The sequence below is a fragment of the Streptomyces sp. BK022 genome, assembly GCF_004217355.1.
Classification (GTDB): domain Bacteria; phylum Actinomycetota; class Actinomycetes; order Streptomycetales; family Streptomycetaceae; genus Streptomyces; species Streptomyces griseoluteus.
This window is the reverse complement of the sequence record NZ_SHKU01000006.1, coordinates 112,594-132,881: the sequence shown is the minus strand read 5'-3', so window position 1 is coordinate 132,881 and position 20,288 is coordinate 112,594. Positions and strand designations below refer to the sequence as shown.

Here is a 20,288-nt window from a genome sequence, read left to right as displayed (position 1 = left end):
ACCTCCGGCCGATCCCCGGCGCCGTACCCGCTCCTAGCGTGGAGACATGACCGCACCCGTCTGCACCAGCGCCTCGGCCGCCGCCGCACCGGCGCGGCGGACTCTCCCCCACCCCCGGCTCGCCCCGGAGGCGACGTCGCTGTACCCCTCCTTCGCCTCCTACGTCCGCGCCCGCCACCCCGCCCTGCTGCGCACCGCCCGCTCGCTCACCGCCAACCCGAGCGACGCCGAGGACCTGCTGCAGACCGCGCTGGCCAAGACGTATGTCGCCTGGGAGCGCATCGAGGACCACCGGGCGCTGGACGGCTATGTGCGCCGCGCCCTGCTCAACACCCGTACCTCGCAGTGGCGCAGACGACGGGTGGACGAGTTCGCCTGCGACGAGCTGCCCGAGCCCGAGCCGCGCCCCGGCGCCGACGACCCGGCCGAACGGCAGGCGCTGCGCGACGCGATGTGGCGGGCGATCCTGCGCCTGCCCGCGCGCCAGCGGGCGATGGTCGTCCTGCGCTACTACGAGGACCTCAGCGAGGTCCAGACCGCCGAGCTGCTCGGGGTCTCGGTCGGCACCGTGAAGTCCGCCGTCTCCCGCGCCCTCGGCAAACTCCGCGAGGACCCGGAACTCGGTCCCGCCCGCTGAGAAGCCAAAGCGCCGCCGCGAGGCGCAGCGCACAGCGCGACTTTCCCTGCCCCTAGTGACATACCGCGCGGTATGTGCGCAGAATCAGCGCGACTCTACTTCCGTACAGGCAACGCTGCCGGGGAGGACGCCCGCTGTGCTGAGCACCATGCAGGACGTACCGCTGCTGATCTCGAGGATTCTGACCCACGGCTCCACGGTGCACGGGTCGTCTCTGATCACCACCTGGACCGGCGAGGCCGAGCCGCACCGGCGCACCTTCGCCGGGATCGGCACCCGCTCCGCCCAGCTCGCGCACGCCCTGGCCGGCCTCGGAGTGCGGGACGACGACCGGGTCGCGACCCTGATGTGGAACAACGCCGAGCACGTGGAGGCGTACTTCGCCATCCCGTCCATGGGCGCCGTGCTGCACACGCTCAACCTGCGGCTGCCCGCCGAGCAGCTCGCCTGGATCATCAACCACGCGGCCGACCGCGTGATCATCGTCAACGGCTCGCTGATCCCGCTCCTCGCGCCCCTGCTGCCGCAGCTGCCCACCGTCGAGCACATCGTGGTGTCCGGCCCCGGCGACCGCGCCCCGCTCGCGGGCGGCACCGCCCGGCTCCACGAGTACGAGGAACTGCTCGCCGGCCACCCGGAGACGTACGACTGGCCCGAGCTGGACGAACGCCGGGCCGCCGCCATGTGCTACACCTCCGGCACCACCGGCGACCCCAAGGGCGTGGTGTACAGCCACCGTTCGGTCTATCTGCACTCCATGCAGGTCAACATGACCCAGTCGATGGGCCTGACCGACCAGGACACCTCGCTGGTGGTCGTCCCGCAGTTCCACGTCAACGCCTGGGGCCTGCCGGACGCCGCGTTCATGACCGGGGTCAACCTGCTGATGCCGGACCGGTTCCTCCAGCCGGCGCCGCTCGCCGAGATGATCGCGGCCGAGCGCCCGACGCACGCGGCCGCCGTACCCACCATCTGGCAGGGCCTGCTCGCCGAACTCGGTGCCAACCCCCGAGACGTCTCCTCCCTCGTCCAGGTCACCATCGGCGGCGCGGCCTGTCCGCCCTCCCTGATGGAGGCGTTCGACGCGCTCGGCATGCGGGTCTGCCACGCCTGGGGCATGACGGAGACCTCCCCGCTCGGCACGGTCGCCCGGCCGCCCGCCCACGCGGTCGGCACCGACAAGGAGTTCGCCTACCGGCTCACCCAGGGCCGCTTCCCCACCTCCGTCGAGGCCCGCCTCACCGGCCCCGGCGGCGAACGCCTGCCCTGGGACGGCGAGTCGGCGGGCGAGCTGGAGGTGCGCGGCCCCTGGATCGCGGGCGCCTACTACAACGGCCCCGGCGCCGAACCCCTGCGTCCCGACGACAAGTTCAGCGCGGACGGCTGGCTGAAGACCGGCGACGTCGGCACCATCTCCCCGGACGGCTACCTCACCCTGACCGACCGCGCCAAGGACGTCATCAAGTCGGGCGGCGAGTGGATCTCCTCGGTCGCGCTGGAGAACGCCCTGATGGCCCACCCGGACGTCGCCGAGGCCGCCGTGGTCGCCGTGCCGGACGAGAAGTGGGACGAACGCCCCCTGGCCACCGTGGTGTTGAAGGAGGGCGCGGACATCGGCTTCGAGGCGCTGCGGGTCTTCCTCGCCGAGGAGTGCGGGATCGCCCGCTGGCAGCTCCCCGAGCGCTGGACGATCGTCGAGACGGTCCCGAAGACCAGCGTCGGCAAGTTCGACAAGAAGGTGCTGCGCAGGCGGTACGCGGACGGTGAGCTGGACGTCACGCGTCTCTGAGCCTTCCTCGCCGACAGTGGGCCGGGGGCGTGAACGCCCCCGGCCCCTTTGTCAGTTGGTGCCGATCCGGGCCAGCAGGTCCACGATCCGCCCCTGCACCTCGTCGCTGGTGGACCGCTCCGCGAGGAACAGCACCGTCTCGCCCGACGCCAGCTTCGGCAGGTCCGCCTGCTCGACCGCCGCCGTGTAGACGACCAGCGGGGTCCGGTCGAGCTGCCCGTTGGCGCGCAGCCAGTCCACGATCCCCGCCTGGCGCTGCTTGGTCTGCATCAGGTCCATCACCACGAGGTTCGGCCGGAACTGCCCGGCCAGCGTCACCGCGTCGGTGTCGCTCGCGGCCCGCGCCACCTGCATCCCGCGCCGCTCCAGCGTCGCGGTGAGCGCCAGCGCGATCTCCGCGTGCTCCTCGATCAGCAGCACCCGGGGCGGATGCTGCTCGCTGTCGCGCGGGGCCAGCGCCTTGAGCAGGACGGCCGGGTCGGCGCCGTACGCCGCCTCGCGGCTCGCCTGGCCGAGGCCGGCCGTCACCAGCACCGGCACCTCGGCGGCCACCGCCGCCTGCCGCAGCGACTGGAGCGCGGTCCGGGTGATCGGGCCGGTCAGCGGGTCCACGAACAGCGCGGCGGGGAAGGCGGCGATCTGCGCGTCGACCTCCTCGCGCGAGTGCACGACCACCGGCCGGTAGCCGCGGGTGCTCAGCGCCTCCGAGGTCGTCACGTCCGGCGCGGGCCACACCAGCAGCCGGCGAGGGTTGTCCAGCGGCTCCGGGGGCAGCTCGTCGTCCATCGGCTGCGGACGCGGGGTGTCCGCGACCTCCACCGCGCCACCGGGACCGTCCAGCGGCTCGGGCCCCTCGGCGGCGTTGGCGTCCGGTGCCCCTATGGCGTACGACCGGCCCACGCCCTCGGTGCCCGGAGCCCGGCGCGACTGCGCGGGTGCCTCGGGGTGCGGACGGGCGCCCGCCTCGGGCTGCGCCTCCGGGCGCGGGGGCGGGGTGCCCAGCTTGCGGCGCCGCCCGCCGCCGTTGGTCGCGTGCGGGGGCGGGGTCGCGGTCGGCTGCTGCACCTGCGCGGCCTGCCGGACGAACGGCACGCCCTGGCCCAGCGTGCGCACGCTGATGGCGCGGCCCTGGGTGGCGTCGGGCGCCTCGGCGGGGAGGGGCTGCGCGGCCCTCGGCTGCGGCGTGAACTGCGGCGGCAACGAGGCGCCGGGCAGTCCCGCGCCCGCCGTGTCGTCGTCCTCGTCATCGGGCCACGGCTGCGGAACGGGTGCCGGGGCGGCGGGCGCGGCCGCGGCCTCGGCGGGCAGCGGTTGCGCGGATGCGGCCGCCTCGGGGGCGGTCGCCTGCGCCGGTACGGGGAGCGGCTGGGCGGGGGGCGCGGCCTGTGCCGGGATCGCCGCCTCCTGCTGCGCCGGCTGGGCCACGGCCCGGCGGCGCCTGCCGGTGGGCGCGGTGGTCGGGTGCGGCTGCGGCGGCGTGTGGTCCTCGGACTGGTCCACGGGCACCGCGTCGTGCCGCCCACCGTCGGCCGGGTCACCCTCGGCGGGGAGCCGCGGCGGTACGGGGGCGGACGGGGCCGGGGCCGCCGGTGCGGGGGGCTGGGCCGCGGCGGGCGCCGTGCCCGGAGCGGTACCGGTGGTGGGGGCGGGGCCCTGTGCCGGGACGGGGCCCACGCCCGGAGCCGTACCCGGCACCGGAGCCGTACCCTGCGCCGGGACGGCCCTCGCACCGGGAGCAAGCCCCTGCACGGGCACCGGACCGACGCCCGCGGCGCCACCCGGCATCGGAGCGGGAGCGGCACCCTGCGCCGGAACCGGTCCCGCGCCCTGACCGATCCCCCGCACCGGAACCGGACCGACCGCCGGACCGGCGTTCACCGCCATCCCCGGAGCGATCCCGGCCCCCGCGGCCGTACCCGCACCGGGAACCGGAGCCCCCGCCAGCGGACCCACCCGCACACCGGGCGTCTCCGCCTCCGGCGTCCGGTCCGCCTCGGCGGGCGGCAGGGCGAAGACCGTGCGCTCCCCCGTGTCCTGCGCGGCCGCGCGCTCGGCGGCGGCGGCCAGTGCACGGCGGCGCCGCCCGGTCGGCTGGGCGTCCTCGGGCGGTGCGCCCTCCGCGCTCGGCGCGGGAAGCGCGGGCGGTAGCGCCGCCTGCTCACCGGGGCCCTGCGGCGCCCGCTGCCCGGCCGGCACCGGTACGCCCTGCGGCGGCACCGCGCCGCCAAGTCCCGTATTCGAGGCGGCGGTTCCGGCGGCATGCTCGGCCGCCGTCAGCACGGCGCCCTCCGCCGCGACCCCGTCCCCGACCTCGGCGGGACGACCCCGTCGCCGGCCGGTGCCGCTGGAAGCCGCCTCCGCGCTCTCGATCGCGGCCGGGGCCAGCTCCTCGGCCGCCGGGGCACCGCGCCTGCGGCGCCGCCCGGTGGGCGTCTGAGTGCCCGTACCGTCGGCCGCCTCGGCGCCCGCGACCTCGCTCTCCAGGAACGCGTCGGTCGACGGCCGCCGCGCCCGCCGCCGGCCGCCCTGCTCGCCGGCGTCGCCCACGAGGGCGACCTCGGCGCCGGTCGACACGGCCTCGCGCGGGTCCGGGACGCGCGCGGCGACCGTACCGGCGCCACCGCCCAGGGGTACTTCGAGGACATAGGCGCGCCCGCTCATGCCCGGCACCTCATGGGTCTGGAGCACACCTCCGTGCGCCCGGACGATGCCCCGCACGATCGGCTCGTGCACCGGGTCGCCCCCGGCGTACGGGCCGCGCACCTCGATGCGCGCGACCTCGCCGCGCTGCGCGGCCGCGACCACCACGGTGTTGTCCAGGTAACCGGCCGAGGAGACAGGGGCGTTGCCGGTGGCGTCCACGCCCGCGACGTCCGCCACGAGGTGGGCCAGCGCCGTGGCGAGCCGCTGCGGGTCGACCTCGGCCTCGATGGGCGGCGCGTGCACGGCGAACTGCACGCGTCCCGGCCCGATCAGCTCCACGGCACCGTCGACACCGGCCGCGACGACCGCGTCCAGCATCACCTTGGTACGAGCGATGTCCTCGGTGCCGGAGTCCAGGCGCTGGTAGCCGAGGACGTTGTCGATGAGGGCGGTGATGCGGGCGTACCCGGCCGACAGGTGGTGCAGCACCTGGTTGGCCTCGGGCCAGAGCTGGCCCGCGTCGTCGGCGGCGAGGGCGGCCAGTTCGCGGCGCAGCTCGTCCAGCGGGCCGCGCAGGGAGGAGGCGAGGAGGGTGAGCAGCTGCTCGTACCGCGCGGCTAGGGCGTCGTACCGGTCCTTCTCGCGCTCGCCGAGGGCGGCGTAGCGCTCCTCGCCCGCGGCCAGTTCCTCCTGGAGCTTCTCGCGCAGCCCGGTCAGCTCGGCGGCGCCGCGCTCGGTCAGCTCCTCGACCTCGGTGGCGTGCTTGTGGCGCAGCGCGGTGAGGTCGGCGGCGTGCTCCTCGGCGAGCCGCTCCAGCTCCTCGGCGTGCGCCTTCTCCAGCGCCTCCTTCTCGTCGGCGAGGGACTGGTAGGGACGCCGGTCGGTGAAGGTCATGACGGCGCCGACGAGCTGGTCGCCGTCGCGCACCGGGGCGGTGGTGAGGTCGACGGAGACCTCGTCCCCGCTCTTGGACCACAGCACCTGCCCGCGCACCCGGTGCTTGCGCCCGGAGCGCAGGGTGTCGGCGAGCGGCGACTCGTCGTACGGGAAGGGGGAGCCGTCGGCGCGGGAGTGCAGGACGAGGGTGTGCAGCTCGCGGCCGCCCAGCTCACCGGCGCGGTAGCCGAGGATCTGCGCGGCGGCGGGATTGACCAGCACGATCCGGCCGTCGGTGTCCGTGCCGACGACGCCCTCGGAGGCGGCGCGCAGGATCATCTCGGTCTGCCGCTGCGAACGGGCGAGTTCGGCCTCGGTGTCGACGGTGCCGGAGAGGTCCCGCACGACGAGCATCAGCAGCTCGTCGCCGGTGTAGGACGAACCGTCGTACGCCTGCTGGGGGTTCTCCAGGTTGGCGCTGGTGACCTCGACCGGGAACTCGGTGCCGTCGGTGCGCCGGGCCACCATCCGCGTCGGCTTGGTGCGGCCGGCCGGGTCCATGTGGTCGGGGCGGCGCATCGAGCCGGGGATCAGCTTGGAGTCGAACTGCGGCAGCAGATCGAGCAGGCCCCGCCCCACGAGCGCCGTACCGGGTGCCTCGAACGCCTCGAGGGCGATGGTGTTGGCGTTGACGACCGTGCCGTTGGCGTTGACCAGGAGCAACGCGTCGGGCAGGGCGTCGAGTATGGCTGCGAGGCGAGCAGCGCCTCGGGATGGCCTGCTGCTCACGAGACGCTTCCTCCCTGTCACCGCACCTTGCCGACCGCTCGGGCCATCTTGCCAAGCGGCCCGCGGGGTGTCACGCGAGGGAGTCTAAGGGCTCCGCCCGCGCGCACGGCGCCGGATGGGAGGGAGGTACCACGACGAAGTGACGCCGAACATATGCCCGCATCCCGCCACGGGTCGCCTTCCGGGGTACGCGACTTGCCCCTGACATGCGCCCCGGCCCGCTGTCGCCCCCTCCCTCCGGCCCCCGTCACCGGCCCTCCCCGGCCGCCCGACCACTCCCCGAGACCTTCGCGGGACCTTTACGGGGATTTCTCCGCCCCGGCACCCGGCAGGAACGGCACCAGCCGGTCCCAGCGGGCGATCTCGCACCCGTTGCGCCGGCTGAAGTCGGCGTCCACGGGGCGGCCGGCCCAGTACCCGGTGACATGGGCGGTGGCGGGTCCGCCGTCGATCATCGTGCAGATGCCGTCCGGGGGGACGGGGGCGAAGGTGTCCTGACCCCAGCGGGTGTTCTCGTCGAGCACGCGACAGGCGGCGGCGGGGTCGGGATGATCACCACCCTCGGGATGGCAGAAGAGCTGCCGCACACCGTCCCGGCCGGGGCCGGCGCCCTGGACGACGAGGGTGAGGTGGTCGCCGGTGCGGTCGTCGGGGAGCGGGGGCGGGGGGAGGAGGGGGGCCGCGTAGGCCGGGCCGGCGGCGAGGCCGCAGAGGAGGGAGACGGCGAAGGACGCGATGCCGCGCCGCGGGAGAGCACTCATACCCACCCCAACGCGCACCCCCGCCGGACGTTGCGCCCCACCTGCGACACCGCCCGCCGAAGCGGCGCGCGCCTCGCCGGGAAAAGCCCTTTGCCCTGCGGGCCGGGTGCCTAGTACCGTGGGGGGCGATTGGTGACATGGCGCTTGCCTGTGTCATCATCTGCACGCACCATTCGCGCGCTCGCGGGACTGGTTGTGCTGGAGGCGTCGCCTAGTCCGGTCTATGGCGCCGCACTGCTAATGCGGTTTGGGTCTTAAAGCCCATCGAGGGTTCAAATCCCTCCGCCTCCGCCCTGATCCGAAGCCCCGGTCCATCTGGACCGGGGCTTCGGCGTTGCCGGGCTCGTCGAGAGCCCCCTGTGTTCGATCTAGGTTTCGACGTTTCCGCAGGTCAGGCAGGGTGCGGGGAACGGATTTCACATGACGGCGGCAGTCATGTAATGTTCTTCCTGTCGCCGGGACGGGCCGAAAGGCCAGGGAAACGGAGACAAAAACAAAAGAACAAGCACTCGTAGCTTAACGGATAGAGCATCTGACTACGGATCAGAAGGTTGCAGGTTCGAATCCTGCCGAGTGCACAGTAAAGAGGCCCCGGAGAAATCCGGGGCCTCTTGCGTTTGCGGTGAGAAGTGAGGCTGGGCGAATCCGTCGGGTCGGTGTCAGCATGGGCCGATGCTGACCGAAGAGGACGCGCGCCGACTGGTGCTAGCAGAGATCGACGCCGTACGGCGCCGCCTGGAGTACGACCTCGAGATCCAGCGGGTGGAGGCACTGCCCTTCGGTTGGATCTTCTACTGGGGCGCGGTCCGGGACGGTCGGCGCGGGCAGCGCCCTCCGCTGGGGGGTAACGGCCCCATCCTGGTCGACCGTGAGAACGAGCGACTGATCGGTCTGCCCACCTGCACCCCTGTGGCCCGCCAGATCGCCGACTACGAGCGCCGACTGCGCCGCGAGGCCCACGTCCGGAACCTGTCAGCTCAGAGGTGACCGTCCGCGGCGGTGAGCTGCACCGGCGTGAGAAGTCCCTGGCGGGCCCCGGCTCCTGCGGCAGACAATGGCGTCGTGATGCTGACTGTCTGGGTCGATGACTGGCAAATGCAGTGCTGCGGCGAGGACTTCGCTGTCGGGGACGTCGTCTCGTGGACGCTGATCGAGGCCGATCCGGAGGACTACGCAGACGTCGTCGGGGAGAAGCGCGCGGAGGGGATCGGCTTCCGCGAGGAGCATCACGGCGGGGCGGGGGAGTGTGCGGCCGCCTCGGTGGAGGTGCTGTCGATCGATGAGGTGCACTGCCGTTACGAGATACCCGCAGGCGCCACGGACCGGCTGCACGTTCCCGTCCGGGACACGACCGTCCTGGTTCCTGTCGGCAGGGCGGACGGATGGGCCCGGCCCCGGCCGGACGTGTCCTTCGCGGGCTACCTGGTGACCGCCCGGCGCGTCACCGGTCTGCCGGAGGACGCCGTCACGTGAGGCCGCTTCCTCGGGGGAGCAGGGAACCTCGGCAGACCGGTGCGTGGCTCGTACTGCTGAACGTCGCGGCCATGCATCTGAGCGGCGCCCTGCTGTTCGTCGCTCTGGGCTGGGTTCCGGCCGTGTCCCCGATGACCTACGGCCAGGTGTTCGGTCTGTTCGCCTGGACCCTGGTGCTCCATGTGCTCATCCAGGTGCCGTCCGGCATCCTCGCCTCCCGCTGGGCGGCTCGCGGACAGGTGCTCAAGGCCGGCTCGGTTGCGTTCGCGCTGGCCACCTCTGCCGTCTGCGCACTCCACTGGTGCGTTGAACGGCAGCCGTCGGCGTGGGACTTCTGGTGGCAGAGCTGGTGTTGTCTCTGCGTTTCCCTGAGCGGTTACGTATGGCTGTGCTCCCTGCGCCGCTCCACGGTCCAACGGCTCAGGGACCGAGTGAGCCGTCATCTGGGCGTGGTCGCCATCTGGGCTCTGCTCCGGCCACCACGGCATGGCCCCCGCTGAAACGCCGACCCCATGCCGCCTTCCGGACGACTGCTCCGAGAGGTCAGTCGGACTTCTCCGCCGACAGTTCCACTCGGGACTCGTGGGCCAGTGCCGTCGCCCGGGTGAACCAGTCGGTGATGACCGCCAGTTCGGCCGGGGTGTAGTCCGCGAACAGGGTCATCAGACGGGCGTAGTGGGGGCCGTAGGCCGCCTCCACGCGGGCGACCGCCGAAGGGACCGCCGCCACTCGGACCCTGCGGCGGTCCGTGGGGTCCGGGCGGCGGGTGACGAAGCCGGCGCGTTCCAGGCGGTTCAGGATGCCGGTCACCGCGCCCGTCGTGACCTGGATGCGGGACGCGAGGTCGCCGGCGGTCAGGAGGTCGGGGCCCGCCTGGAGGACGTAGCCGAAGCAGGTGAGGTCCGTGACGGTCAGGTTCAGCCGCCGGGCCATCTCCTGCTGGCCGATCAGGTGCGCGGCGATGAGGTCGTCCATCGCGGTCAGCGCCTGCGCGGGGGTCGCGGGCGGGCGGGACTTGCCGTCCATCTTCCTTGTTTCCTTAGTTTGTGAGATATTCGAGAGGTAAATCTCTTAGAACGTGAGAGATATGTAGGAGGCCGTTCCATGAGTCTGTACGACGAGGGTCACACGATCGCCGGGTGGACCGGGTGCGCCATTGCCACCCTCGGCAGTGGTGTCGTGGGCGCGGGAGTGTGCACCGGGTCCAGTGCGGCTCTCGTGGGCGGCGGGGTGCTCGTCGCGGTCAGCGTGCTGGTCACCTGGGCGCTGCATCTCAGCGGGTGGGGGAAGCCGCCGGGCGTCCGGCCGCGGGAGGAGTGGGGGATGCGGACGCGGGACACGCAGGCCCGCGGTGGGCACCCGGGATGCGTGGGCTGTGCGCTGGCGGGGCGTCGTCCCGCCTCGGCGCCCGTGGCCACCCGTGCCGAACCGGTACCTCTGTCTCCTGCCGAGTGAACGTTCCCCCGCACAGCCCGTAGTCGCTGATCGGGACCCTCGCACTGGTTCCGCACCGTGGACGTCCGTGAGCCCCTCGGGTACGGGCCCAGCGGTTCCGCCGGCGGGGCGCTGTCGGTGGCATCTCCTACCCTCACGAGTGATGGCGGCACAGATGTGGACGTGTACGGGACTGCGCTGGTCCCCCGAAGGGCCGGAGCTGGTCTGGTCCGGCGGCCGGCGCAGCGCGCTGACGTGGGGGAAGCGGGTCGCCTTCGGCGTACGGGCGGAGACCGTGCGGCGCTGCGTCGGCGCGCGGGGGAACGCGTGCCCCACCGCCGCCCCCGTCCCCGCGCGCAGCACCGGCGCCCGCTGTGACGACTGCGCCCGCCTGGACCGCGCGCACTCCGTGGCCGCCGACACGATCGCCGACGACCCCCGTCCGTACCGCGTCTACCTCGCCTGGTTCGGCCCCGGCATGGTCAAGGTCGGCATCACCGCCGTGGAACGCGGGCCGGCACGGCTGCTGGAGCAGGGTGCTGTCTGCTTCAGCTGGCTCGGCACCGGCCCGCTGATGGCCGCCCGGCGCACCGAGGAGCTGCTGCGGGCCGCCCTCGGCGTCCCCGACCGGATTCCGTACGCCCGGAAGCGCACCGTACGCGCCGCCCTGCCGGCCGGAGCCGAGGAGCGGGCGGCACAGGTGCGGGAGCTGCACGCGCGGGCCGTCTCCCTCGGGAACTGGCCGGAGTCCGTCGTACGGGAGTCGTGCCAGGTCACGGACCACCTGGCCGCCTTCCATCTCCAGCACGCGGAGCCCGCCACCGGCGCGGTGACCGAGCTGGTCGCCGGAGGACACGTGGCCGGTGAACTCGTCGCCGCCGCCGGACCCGACCTGCACCTGGACACGGGCGGACCCGCAGGCGTACTCGTGCTCGACACCCGTCTGCTCCCCGGCTGGGAGCTGACCCGGGCTCAGCAGGTTGACGAAATCTCGCTGCCCGTAAAGGACTTCGCCGCGCGTCAGGACGGGCTCTTCTGACTCTCACTCCTTTCTCAGCGAAATCACAGACTGGCGAAAGGGCTCTCTCAGAGGGTGCGGACAAGGTCTCACCATGACCACGACCTCGCCCCAGGGGCGCACCGAACTGCTGAGGCCGGACGGCAGTCCCGTCCGCGTGCTGGTGGTGGACGACGAGCTGTCGATCACCGAACTGCTGAGCATGGCGCTGCGTTACGAGGGCTGGCGGATAAGGAGCGCGGGGGACGGGCAGGGCGCCCTGCGCGCGGCGCGTGAGTTCCGGCCCGACGCGGTGGTCCTGGACATGATGCTGCCGGACATGGACGGGCTGACCGTACTGAGCCGGCTGCGCCGCGAACTCCCGGACGTACCGGTGCTGTTCCTCACCGCCAAGGACGCGGTGGAGGACCGTGTCGCCGGGCTCACGGCGGGCGGGGACGACTACGTCACCAAGCCGTTCAGCCTGGAGGAGGTCGTGGCCCGGCTGCGCGGGCTGATCCGGCGCTCCGGTGCCAGCGACCGGCGCCCGGACTCCGTGCTGGTGGTGGGCGACCTCAGCTTGGACGAGGACAGCCACGAGGTCTGGCGGGGCGAGGAGTCCATCCATCTGACCGCCACCGAGTTCGAGCTGCTCCGCTTCCTGATGCGCAACCCGCGCCGGGTGCTGAGCAAGGCGCAGATACTGGACCGGGTCTGGTCGTACGACTTCGGCGGGCAGGCGAACGTCGTGGAGCTGTACATCTCCTATCTGCGCCGGAAGATCGACGCGGGCCGTGAGCCGATGATCCACACCCGTCGGGGGGCGGGCTACCTGATCAAGCCCGTCGTGTCGTGAGGCTCGTCCGCCGCGCGGGCACCTCACGCACCCTGCGGACGCGACTGGTCGTCGCGTCCGTCGTGCTGATCGCCGTGGTGTGCGCGGTGATCGGTACGGTGACCACGCTGGCCCTCCATGAGCACCTGTACCAGCAACTCGACGGCAAGGTGCGGGAGATGGCCGAGCGTGCGGTCGGCCGCCCGCATGCCGGCCCCGGCCCGCTGGACCCGGCCGCCGCCGCGCTCGCCTCGGCGGCGGCCGCCGAGAGCCCCGCCGAACGGGTCACCACCCTGCTCACCCGTGGACCTGTTCAGAAGCAGACCGTCGCCGCGTACGTGCGCGACGGCTCGATCGTCTCCGGGGCCGTCTCCGACGAGCAGAAGGACGGCAGCGGCGTGTTCCGGCGCATGCGCGCGGCCCGGCTCAGCCAGGCCCAGACCGAGGCCCTCGCCACCGTCCCCCAGGACGGTGGCTCCCACACCGCCCACCTCCCTGGCCTCGGCGACTACCTCGTCCGGTACGCGGCGAGCCACGACAGCGCCGACCGGTACTACGTCGCCCTCCCCACCGCCGACATGGACGGCGTCGTCGACACCCTGATCCTGGTCGAGGTCTGCGTCACCCTCGCCGGGCTCGTCGCGGCCTCGCTGGCCGGCACGGTCATCGTCGGTGTCGCCACCCGCCCCCTGCGCCGGGTCGCCCGCACCGCCACCCGGGTCTCCGAACTCCCGCTGCACTCCGGCGAGGTGAACCTCAGCGAGCGGGTCCCGGAGTCCGAGTGCGACCCGCACACCGAGGTCGGCCGGGTCGGCGCCGCGCTCAACCGGATGCTCGACCACGTCAACGGCGCCCTGCGCGCCCGCCAGGAGAGCGAGACCCGCGTCCGGCGCTTCGTCGCCGACGCCAGCCACGAGCTGCGCACCCCGCTCGCCTCGATACGCGGCTACGCCGAGCTGACCCGGCGCGGCGGGGAGCAGGTCGGCCCGGACACCCGGCACGCGCTGGCGCGGATCGAGTCCGAGGCGGGCCGGATGACCCTCCTGGTGGAGGACCTGCTGCTGCTCGCGCGGCTGGACGCCGGCCGTCCGCTCCAGTTCCACCGCACCGACCTGGTCCCGCTGGTCGTGGACACGGTCAGCGACGCCCGCGCGGCCGGGCTCGACCACATCTGGCGGCTCGACCTGCCCGACGAACCGGCGCCGGTGACCGCCGACGCGGCGCGCCTCCAGCAGATCCTGGTCAACCTGCTGGGCAACGCCCGCAGCCACACCCCGCCGGGAACCACGGTGACCGCGCGGGTGCGCGGTCAGGGCGACCGGATGTGCGTCCAGGTCGCGGACGACGGTCCGGGCATCCCGCCCGCGCTGCTGCCGCATGTCTTCGAGCGGTTCGCGCGCGGCGACTCCGCCCGCACCCGCGCCACCGGCTCCACCGGGCTCGGCCTCGCCATCGTGCGGGCCGTGGTCACCGCGCACGGCGGCACCGTGGACGTCGAGAGCCGGCCCGGCCGGACCGTGTTCACCGTACGGCTGCCCGCCGCCGGGACCGAGCCGCCGACCCACTCACAGCCGGACCACAGCCTCACCACACGGGCACGACAGGGGAGTTGAGAAGGGTCGGTCCCATGCGAACCGACTCTTCTCCCGGCACCCTTCCGGCACGGGAGCACCTTTTGGCCACGGCCGCCGGCACCCCGGTGCTGGACGTGGTCATCCCCGTCCACAACGAGGAGAAGGACCTGCGCCGGTGTGTGCTCGGACTGCGGGAGCACCTGGCGCGCACCTTCCCCTACGCCTTCCGGGTCACCATCGCGGACAACGCCTCCACCGACGGCACCCCGCTCATCGCCGCCGACCTCGCCGCCCGCCACCCGGACGTGACCAGCGTCCGGCTGGAGCGCAAGGGCCGGGGACGCGCCCTGCGCACGGTGTGGTCCGCCTCCGACGCGCCGGTCCTCGCGTACATGGACGTCGACCTCTCCACCGACCTCAACGCCCTGCTTCCGCTGGTCGCCCCGCTGATCTCGGGCCACTCCGACCTGGCGATCGGCTCCCGGCTCAGCCGGACCTCGCGGGTGGTGCGCGGCCCGAAGCGGGAGTTCATCAGCCGGGTCTACAACCTGATCCTGCGCGGCTCGCTCCAGGCGCGGTTCTCCGACGCCCAGTGCGGTTTCAAGGCGATCCGCCGCGAGGTGGCCCAGGCGCTGCTGCCGCTGGTGGAGGACACCGGGTGGTTCTTCGACACCGAGATGCTGGTGCTGGCCGAGCGGGCGGGGCTGCGCATCCACGAGGTGCCGGTCGACTGGGTCGACGACCCGGACTCCACCGTGCGCATCGTGCGCACCGCGACCGACGACCTGAAGGGCGTGTGGCGGGTGGGGCGCGCGCTGACCACCGGATCGCTGCCACTGGACCGGCTGGCCCGGCCGTTCGGCGACGACCCCCGCGACCGTGAGATCACCGACGTGCCCAGGGGTCTGGCCCGCCAGCTCGTCGGGTTCTGCGTGGTCGGCGGCCTCTCCACCCTCTTCTACCTGCTGCTCTACAGCCTCTTCCGGCAGTCCGGCGGCTCGCAGGCGGCCAACGCGCTCGCCCTGCTGCTCTCCGCGCTCGCCAACACGGCCGCCAACCGGCGCCTCACCTTCGGGGTGCGGGGCCGGGGCGGAGCGGTACGGCACCAGGCGCAGGGGCTGGTCGTCTTCGCCATCGGCCTCGCTCTGACGAGTGGTTCGCTGGCCGCGCTGAACGCGGCCACCGCCGGCCCCGCGCACAGCACCGAGATCGCGGTCCTGGTCGTCGCCAACCTCGCCGCGACCGTCCTGCGCTTCCTCCTCTTCCGCGCCTGGGTCTTCCCGGAGCGCCGCGACCCCGCCCCCGCGTCCGTACCCGCCCCGGCCGTACCCGCCGCCGGCTCCGAACCCACCACCATCTCCACGGGGGACCCCCGATGACCACCCAGTACGACCGGCCCCCGCGGACCGCCGGGACGCCCCCCGCACCGGGCGCCGGTCCCAAGACCCCCTTCGGCCGCCGTCTGTGGCGCGGCCGTCCCGAGGACCCGGGCTGGGCCCGTCCCGCCCTCTGGGCGCTGCTCGCCGCGACCTTCGTGCTGTACCTCTGGGACCTGAGCGCCTCCGGCTTCGCCAACTCCTTCTACTCGGCGGCCGTCCAGGCGGGCAGCACCTCGTGGAAGGCCTTCTTCTTCGGCTCGCTGGACGGCGGCAACGCCATCACCGTCGACAAGCCCTCGGCGTTCCTGTGGCCCATGGAGCTGTCGGTCCGGACCTTCGGCCTGAACTCCTGGGCGGTCCTGGTCCCCCAGGTCCTCATGGGCGTCGCCTCGGTGGCGGTCGTGTACGCGGCCGTACGGCGCCGGTCCGGCGCGGTGGCCGGTCTGGTCGCGGGCGCGGTGCTGGCGCTGACCCCGGTCGCGGCGATGATGTTCCGGTTCAACAACCCGGACGCGATGCTGGCCCTGCTGATGACGCTGGCCTGCTACTTCACCGTCCGTGCCGTCGAGGACGGCCGGACCCGCTGGCTGGTCTGGGCGGGCGTGGCCATCGGCTTCGCCTTCCTCGCCAAGACCCTCCAGGCCTTCCTGATCCTGCCTCCGCTGGCCATCGTCCACGCGGTCTGCGCGCCGGTGCGGGTCGGCAAGCGGCTGGCGCAACTCGGGCTGGCCACGCTCGCGCTGGTGGTGTCCGGCGGCTGGTGGGTCGCGGTGGTCGAGCTGTGGCCGGCCTCCTCCCGCCCGTACATCGGCGGCTCGCAGCACAACAGCTTCCTGGAGCTGACCTTCGGCTACAACGGGCTCGGCCGGATCAACGGCGACGAGACCGGCAGCGTCGGCGGCGGAGGCGGCGGCATGGGCGGCGGTGGCCGCTGGGGCTCGACCGGCTGGGACCGGATGTTCGGGGCCGAGGTCGGCGGCCAGGTCTCCTGGCTGCTCCCGGCCGCGCTGGTCCTGCTCGCCGCCGGCCTGTGGGCCACCCGCAGGCTGGGCCGCACCTCGGTCACCCGCGCGTCGTTCCTGGTCTGGGGCGGCTCGCTGCTGATCACCATGGCGGTCTTCAGCTACATGGCCGGCATCTTCCACCAGTACTACACGGTCGCTCTCGCCCCGTACCTCGCCGCCGTGACGGGTATGGGCGCCGGGCTGCTGTGGGAGCGCCGCGAGGAGACCTGGGCGCGCTGGGCGCTGGCGACCGCGTCGGTGGCCTCGGGCGCCTGGGGGTACGTGCTGCTCAACCGCACCTCCGACTACCTGCCCTGGCTGAAGTGGCTGGTGCTGGTCGGCGGGCTGCTCGCCGCGCTCGGGTTGCTGTTCCTCGGGCGCGCGCCCCGGAACCTGGCGCTCGGCGCGGCCGCGCTGGGCCTGGCCGCGGCGCTGGCGGGGCCGGCGGCGTACACGCTGAGCACGGTGAACTCCGCTCACACCGGGTCGATTCCGACAGCCGGACCGGCGGGCGCGAGCATGATGGGCTTCGGCCGTCCGGGCGGCCGGGGCGAGGGAACGCGCGGCGGCTTCCCCGGCGGGATGCCGGGCGGGCGGGGTCAGGGCCGGACCCCGCCCGGTGGTGCGGCGGGCCAGGGCTTCCCCGGCGGTGGCTTCCCCGGCCAGGGCGGTCAGGGCAACGGCCAGAGCAAGGGCCAAGGCGGGCAGAACGGCCAGGGCTTCCCCGGTGGCGGCTTCTCGGGCGGTCAGGGCTTCCCCGGCGGCACCGGCGAATCCGGCCGCATGGGCGCCCCCGGCGGCGCGGGCGGCCTCCTCGACGCCGCCACCGTCTCCGCCCAGGCCCGGAAGCTCCTCCTGGCCGACGCCGGCTCCTACACCTGGGTAGCCGCCTCCACCGGCTCGCAGAACGCGGCCGGCTACCAACTCGCCACCGAGAAGGCGGTGATGGCGATCGGCGGCTTCAACGGCACCGACCCGTCCCCGACCCTCGCCCAGTTCAAGCGGTACGTCGCCCAGGGTGAGATCCACTACTACATCGCGGGCGGCGGCATGGGCATGGGCGGCGGCATGGGCCGCACCGGCGAGGCCCGGGGCGGTATGGGCGGCGCCAGTGGCACCGCCTCCGCCATCAGCACCTGGGTCGAGGCCAACTTCCAGAAGGTGACGGTCGGTTCGGCCACCTTCTACGACCTCACCCGGAAGAAGGCGAGCTGACCGGAAGCACCCTCGGCCGATAATGCCGTACACCGTATAGGGAAATCGCTATACGGTGTACGGCATGTCCGCTCCCGACGTCTCGGCACCACCGCTCCCGAAGGCCCCAGAGGGCCACCCCCGCCGCTGGCTGATCCTCGGCGTGATCTGCCTCGCCCAGCTCACCGTGCTGCTCGACAACACCGTGCTGAACGTGGCGATCCCCTCGCTCACCCACCGGCTGCACGCGGCCACCTCCGACATCCAGTGGATGATCAACGCGTACTCGCTGGTCCAGTCCGGCCTGCTGCTCACCGCGGGCAGCGCCGCCGACCGGTACGGCCGCAAGAAGATGCTGATCGCGGGCCTCTCGGTGTTCGGGCTCGGCTCGCTGGCCGCCGGACTCTCCACCACCACGGGGCAGTTGATCGCCGCCCGCGCGGGGATGGGCATCGGCGGCGCGCTGCTGCTGACCACCACGCTCGCCGTCGCCATGCAGATCTTCGCGCCCGAGGAGCAGCCGAAGGCGATCGGCATCTGGGCCGCGGTCAACTCGCTCGGCTTCGCGGCCGGCCCGCTGATCGGCGGCTTCGTGCTCGACCACTTCTGGTGGGGCGCGATCTTCCTGATCAACCTCCCCGTGGCCGCCCTGGGCCTGGTCGCCGTGGTGGCCCTCGTCCCCGAGTCCAAGGCGACCCGTGCCGTCGGTGCCGCGGGTCTGCCCGCCCGCCCCGACCTCCTGGGCGCGCTGCTCTCCACGATCGGCATGACCGCCCTGGTCTTCGCGGTCATCTCCGGCCCGCACCACGGCTGGACCTCGGCGCGCGTGCTCGGTTCGGCGGCCGTGGCGGTGGCCGTGCTGGCGGTGTTCGCGTACTGGGAGAGCCGGGTCGAGGAGCCGATGCTCGACCTCGCGTTCTTCCGGGACCGCCGGTTCACCGGCGCGGTCGCGGGCGCGGTGCTCATCACCTTCGGCATGGGCGGCGCGCTGTTCCTGCTCACCCAGCACCTCCAGCTGGTCCTCGGCTACGGCCCCCTGGAGGCGGGCGCGCGCACCGCGCCGCTGGCGCTCACCGTGGTCCTGCTCAACTTCAGCGGGCTCTCCGCCAAGTGGGCGGCCCGGCTGGGCACGCCGTTGGCGATCGCGCTGGGCATGGCGCTGATGGCGGGCGGCCTGGTCTCCATCGCCGAGCTGGCCTCCTCCGGGTACGCGGGGACGCTGCTCGGGCTGGTGCTGATCGGCGCCGGGTGCGCGCTGGCCAACCCCGCCATGGCGCACGCGATCATGAGCGCCATCCCGCCGGAGAAGGCCGGGGTCGGTGCCGGGATCAACGGCACGCTGGCCGAGTTCGGCAACGGTCTCGGGGTGGCCGTGCTCGGCGCGGTGCTCAGCTCCTTCCTGGCCGACGGCCGCACCCTGTCGGCCGGGCTCAGCGCCGGACAGCTGGTCGGCGCCGTCTCCGTGCTGGCCGGTGGCCTGGTCGCGGCGGCCCTGCTCAAGCGGGCCCAGCGCGATGCCGTCTGAGCCGGGGTGGCCGGGCCGCCCGGACCTGGCAAGGTGTGCGGTGAGCGACGGCCCACGGAGGGGAACCCGGTGGTGAAGGAAGACGGCCTCCACGAGGACCGCCCCAGGGCCGAGCGGCGCGGCAGCGTCTGGGTGAGCGGCAAGGAGCGGCGCGGCCGGGGCGGCCAGCCCTCCGGCCTCGACCGGGACCGGATCACCGCGACCTCGGTCGCCCTGCTGGACGCCGACGGCCTGGACCGCTTCTCCATGCGCCGCCTGGCGGGCGAGCTGAACGTGACCGCGATGTCCCTGTACTGGTACGTCGACACCAAGGACGACCTGCTCGAACTCGCCCTGGACACCGCCTTCGGCGAGCTCGCGCTGCCCGACGCGCAGGACACGGAGGCCGACTGGCGTGAGCAGTTGCGCACCCTGGCGACCGAGTACCGGGCGATGATGGTCCGCCACCCCTGGCTCTCCCCGATCGCGGGCCGCTTCCTCAACATCGGCCCGAACTCCCTGGTCTTCTCCCGCACGGTGCAGCGGGTGGTCGGCCGGGCGGGGCTGCCCGCGCACGGGGTGACGGGCGCGATCTCGGCCGTCTTCCAGTTCGTGTACGGCTACGGCACGATCGAGGGCCACTTCCACGCCCGGATCGCGGACACCGGGCTGAGCGTGGACGAGTACTTCCAGCAGTCCCTCACCGTCGCCTCCGAGGTGGCCGGCACCTCCGAGGTCATGCGGGAGTCCCGCGCCCTGATGGACGCGCGCGGCGGGGACACGGTGCAGGAGATGCTCGACCGGGACTTCGACTTCGCGCTGGAGCTGCTGATCGCGGGCATCGACGCGATGGTGGCCCGCGGCTGACCCCGTCCAGGGTCGGCCACGGGCCACCACGACGCTGCTCTACGAGTCGGACGCCGGCCGCGCCGGGAACCCGCCCGTCGCCACCGGCCCCCACCGCTGCGGTGTGATGCGGATGATGGACTTGCCCTGCTCGGCCATGGCCGTGCGGTACTCGTCCCAGTCCGGGTGCTCACCGGCGATGTTCCGGTAGTACTCGACCAGCGGCTCGACGGAGTCCGGCGTGTCGAGCACCTCGGCCGTGCCGTCGATCTGGACCCAGGGCCCGTTCCACTCGTCGCTCAGCACGATCAGGCTGACCCGCTCGTCCCGCCTGGCGTTCCGGGTCTTGGCCCGCTCCGGATACGTGGAGGCCACGATCCGGCCGGAGTCGTCCACCCCGCAGGTCAGCGGGGAGCCTTGCGGGGAGCCGTCGGAGCGCCGGGTCAGCAGGATGGCGCGATGGCGGGGGCGTACGAAGTCCAGCAGTTCCGGCAGGGTCACTTGGGTGTTCGTAGCGATGTTGGGTGCCATACCGCCGAGCCTAGGGCGTGTC

At 73.4% G+C, this 20,288-nt stretch carries 17 protein-coding genes and 2 tRNA genes; 15 read left to right on the top strand and 4 right to left on the bottom strand.

What is annotated here, in order from left to right:
• Positions 1-46 precede the first annotated feature (46 nt).
• Both EV284_RS24370 and EV284_RS24365 read left to right on the top strand, forming a co-directional pair.
• Positions 47-637, top strand: a complete 591-nt coding sequence (locus EV284_RS24370; RefSeq protein WP_130337709.1) for a SigE family RNA polymerase sigma factor — start codon at positions 47-49, stop codon at positions 635-637.
• A gap of 136 nt (positions 638-773) precedes the next feature.
• Entirely contained in the window at positions 774-2,426 is a 1,653-nt protein-coding gene (locus EV284_RS24365) for a long-chain fatty acid--CoA ligase (protein WP_207229124.1), read from the top strand.
• A 51-nt stretch (positions 2,427-2,477) separates the two neighbouring features.
• On the opposite strand, the gene EV284_RS24360 is transcribed toward EV284_RS24365, so the two are convergent.
• Together EV284_RS24360 and EV284_RS24355 are read right to left on the bottom strand one after the other, a co-directional pair.
• Entirely contained in the window at positions 2,478-6,734 is a 4,257-nt protein-coding gene (locus EV284_RS24360; RefSeq protein ID WP_130337707.1) for a PAS domain-containing protein, read from the bottom strand.
• Between the two features lie 299 nt (positions 6,735-7,033).
• On the bottom strand, positions 7,034-7,495 hold the full coding sequence (locus EV284_RS24355; RefSeq protein WP_130337705.1) for an SSI family serine proteinase inhibitor: 462 nt from the start codon (positions 7,493-7,495) through the stop codon (positions 7,034-7,036).
• Positions 7,496-7,695: 200 nt separating this feature from the next.
• On the opposite strand from EV284_RS24355, the gene EV284_RS24350 reads away from it, so the two are divergent.
• From EV284_RS24350 to EV284_RS24330, 5 genes are all read left to right on the top strand, one after another.
• A tRNA-Ser gene (locus EV284_RS24350) sits at positions 7,696-7,786 on the top strand.
• 214 nt (positions 7,787-8,000) lie between these two features.
• Positions 8,001-8,073: transfer RNA gene (locus EV284_RS24345), tRNA-Arg, on the top strand.
• 94 nt (positions 8,074-8,167) lie between these two features.
• Positions 8,168-8,482, top strand: coding sequence for a hypothetical protein (locus EV284_RS24340; protein ID WP_130337703.1), 315 nt, complete (start codon positions 8,168-8,170; stop codon positions 8,480-8,482).
• 75 nt (positions 8,483-8,557) lie between these two features.
• Positions 8,558-8,968, top strand: coding sequence for a DUF6578 domain-containing protein (locus tag EV284_RS24335; protein WP_130337701.1), 411 nt, complete (start codon positions 8,558-8,560; stop codon positions 8,966-8,968).
• A 71-nt stretch (positions 8,969-9,039) separates the two neighbouring features.
• The gene (locus tag EV284_RS24330) at positions 9,040-9,468 is read left to right on the top strand and encodes a hypothetical protein (RefSeq protein WP_130337699.1); all 429 of its coding nucleotides are present in this window, start codon (positions 9,040-9,042) and stop codon (positions 9,466-9,468) included.
• Positions 9,469-9,511: 43 nt separating this feature from the next.
• On the opposite strand, the gene EV284_RS24325 is transcribed toward EV284_RS24330, so the two are convergent.
• On the bottom strand, positions 9,512-9,994 hold the full coding sequence (locus tag EV284_RS24325; RefSeq protein WP_130337697.1) for a MarR family transcriptional regulator: 483 nt from the start codon (positions 9,992-9,994) through the stop codon (positions 9,512-9,514).
• 78 nt (positions 9,995-10,072) lie between these two features.
• On the opposite strand from EV284_RS24325, the gene EV284_RS24320 reads away from it, so the two are divergent.
• The 8 genes from EV284_RS24320 to EV284_RS24285 all read left to right on the top strand — a co-directional run bounded on the left by EV284_RS24320 (position 10,073) and on the right by EV284_RS24285 (position 19,756).
• Positions 10,073-10,423, top strand: a complete 351-nt coding sequence (locus EV284_RS24320; RefSeq protein ID WP_130337695.1) for an HGxxPAAW family protein — start codon at positions 10,073-10,075, stop codon at positions 10,421-10,423.
• A gap of 142 nt (positions 10,424-10,565) precedes the next feature.
• Positions 10,566-11,441, top strand: coding sequence for a DUF2797 domain-containing protein (locus EV284_RS24315; protein WP_130337693.1), 876 nt, complete (start codon positions 10,566-10,568; stop codon positions 11,439-11,441).
• Between the two features lie 73 nt (positions 11,442-11,514).
• Positions 11,515-12,255: a response regulator transcription factor gene (locus EV284_RS24310; protein WP_130337691.1), complete on the top strand. Its 741-nt coding sequence runs from the start codon at positions 11,515-11,517 to the stop codon at positions 12,253-12,255.
• The gene (locus tag EV284_RS24305) at positions 12,252-13,847 is read left to right on the top strand and encodes a HAMP domain-containing sensor histidine kinase (RefSeq protein ID WP_130337689.1); all 1,596 of its coding nucleotides are present in this window, start codon (positions 12,252-12,254) and stop codon (positions 13,845-13,847) included. Before EV284_RS24310 ends, EV284_RS24305 begins: the two co-directional genes overlap by 4 nt.
• Before the next feature lie 14 nt (positions 13,848-13,861).
• Entirely contained in the window at positions 13,862-15,187 is a 1,326-nt protein-coding gene (locus EV284_RS24300; protein ID WP_130337687.1) for a glycosyltransferase, read from the top strand.
• On the top strand, positions 15,184-17,406 hold the full coding sequence (locus EV284_RS24295; RefSeq protein ID WP_130337685.1) for a glycosyltransferase family 39 protein: 2,223 nt from the start codon (positions 15,184-15,186) through the stop codon (positions 17,404-17,406). The genes EV284_RS24300 and EV284_RS24295 overlap by 4 nt, the downstream gene beginning before the upstream one ends.
• A gap of 64 nt (positions 17,407-17,470) precedes the next feature.
• Positions 17,471-18,910: an MFS transporter gene (locus EV284_RS24290; protein WP_130337683.1), complete on the top strand. Its 1,440-nt coding sequence runs from the start codon at positions 17,471-17,473 to the stop codon at positions 18,908-18,910.
• Between the two features lie 69 nt (positions 18,911-18,979).
• Entirely contained in the window at positions 18,980-19,756 is a 777-nt protein-coding gene (locus EV284_RS24285) for a TetR/AcrR family transcriptional regulator (RefSeq protein ID WP_242625811.1), read from the top strand.
• Between the two features lie 39 nt (positions 19,757-19,795).
• On the opposite strand, the gene EV284_RS24280 is transcribed toward EV284_RS24285, so the two are convergent.
• The gene (locus EV284_RS24280; RefSeq protein WP_130337681.1) at positions 19,796-20,266 is read right to left on the bottom strand and encodes a PPOX class F420-dependent oxidoreductase; all 471 of its coding nucleotides are present in this window, start codon (positions 20,264-20,266) and stop codon (positions 19,796-19,798) included.
• Positions 20,267-20,288: the final 22 nt, after the last annotated feature.

Coding starts and splice junctions, on each gene's coding strand:
- EV284_RS24370 (WP_130337709.1), top strand. CDS start 47: ATGACCGCACCCGTCTGCACCAGCGCCTCGGCCGCCGCCGCACCGGCG.
- EV284_RS24355 (WP_130337705.1), bottom strand. CDS start 7,495: ATGAGTGCTCTCCCGCGGCGCGGCATCGCGTCCTTCGCCGTCTCCCTC.
- EV284_RS24340 (WP_130337703.1), top strand. CDS start 8,168: ATGCTGACCGAAGAGGACGCGCGCCGACTGGTGCTAGCAGAGATCGAC.
- EV284_RS24330 (WP_130337699.1), top strand. CDS start 9,040: ATGCATCTGAGCGGCGCCCTGCTGTTCGTCGCTCTGGGCTGGGTTCCG.
- EV284_RS24325 (WP_130337697.1), bottom strand. CDS start 9,994: ATGGACGGCAAGTCCCGCCCGCCCGCGACCCCCGCGCAGGCGCTGACC.
- EV284_RS24320 (WP_130337695.1), top strand. CDS start 10,073: ATGAGTCTGTACGACGAGGGTCACACGATCGCCGGGTGGACCGGGTGC.
- EV284_RS24315 (WP_130337693.1), top strand. CDS start 10,566: ATGGCGGCACAGATGTGGACGTGTACGGGACTGCGCTGGTCCCCCGAA.
- EV284_RS24310 (WP_130337691.1), top strand. CDS start 11,515: ATGACCACGACCTCGCCCCAGGGGCGCACCGAACTGCTGAGGCCGGAC.
- EV284_RS24300 (WP_130337687.1), top strand. CDS start 13,862: ATGCGAACCGACTCTTCTCCCGGCACCCTTCCGGCACGGGAGCACCTT.
- EV284_RS24295 (WP_130337685.1), top strand. CDS start 15,184: ATGACCACCCAGTACGACCGGCCCCCGCGGACCGCCGGGACGCCCCCC.
- EV284_RS24290 (WP_130337683.1), top strand. CDS start 17,471: ATGTCCGCTCCCGACGTCTCGGCACCACCGCTCCCGAAGGCCCCAGAG.
- EV284_RS24280 (WP_130337681.1), bottom strand. CDS start 20,266: ATGGCACCCAACATCGCTACGAACACCCAAGTGACCCTGCCGGAACTG.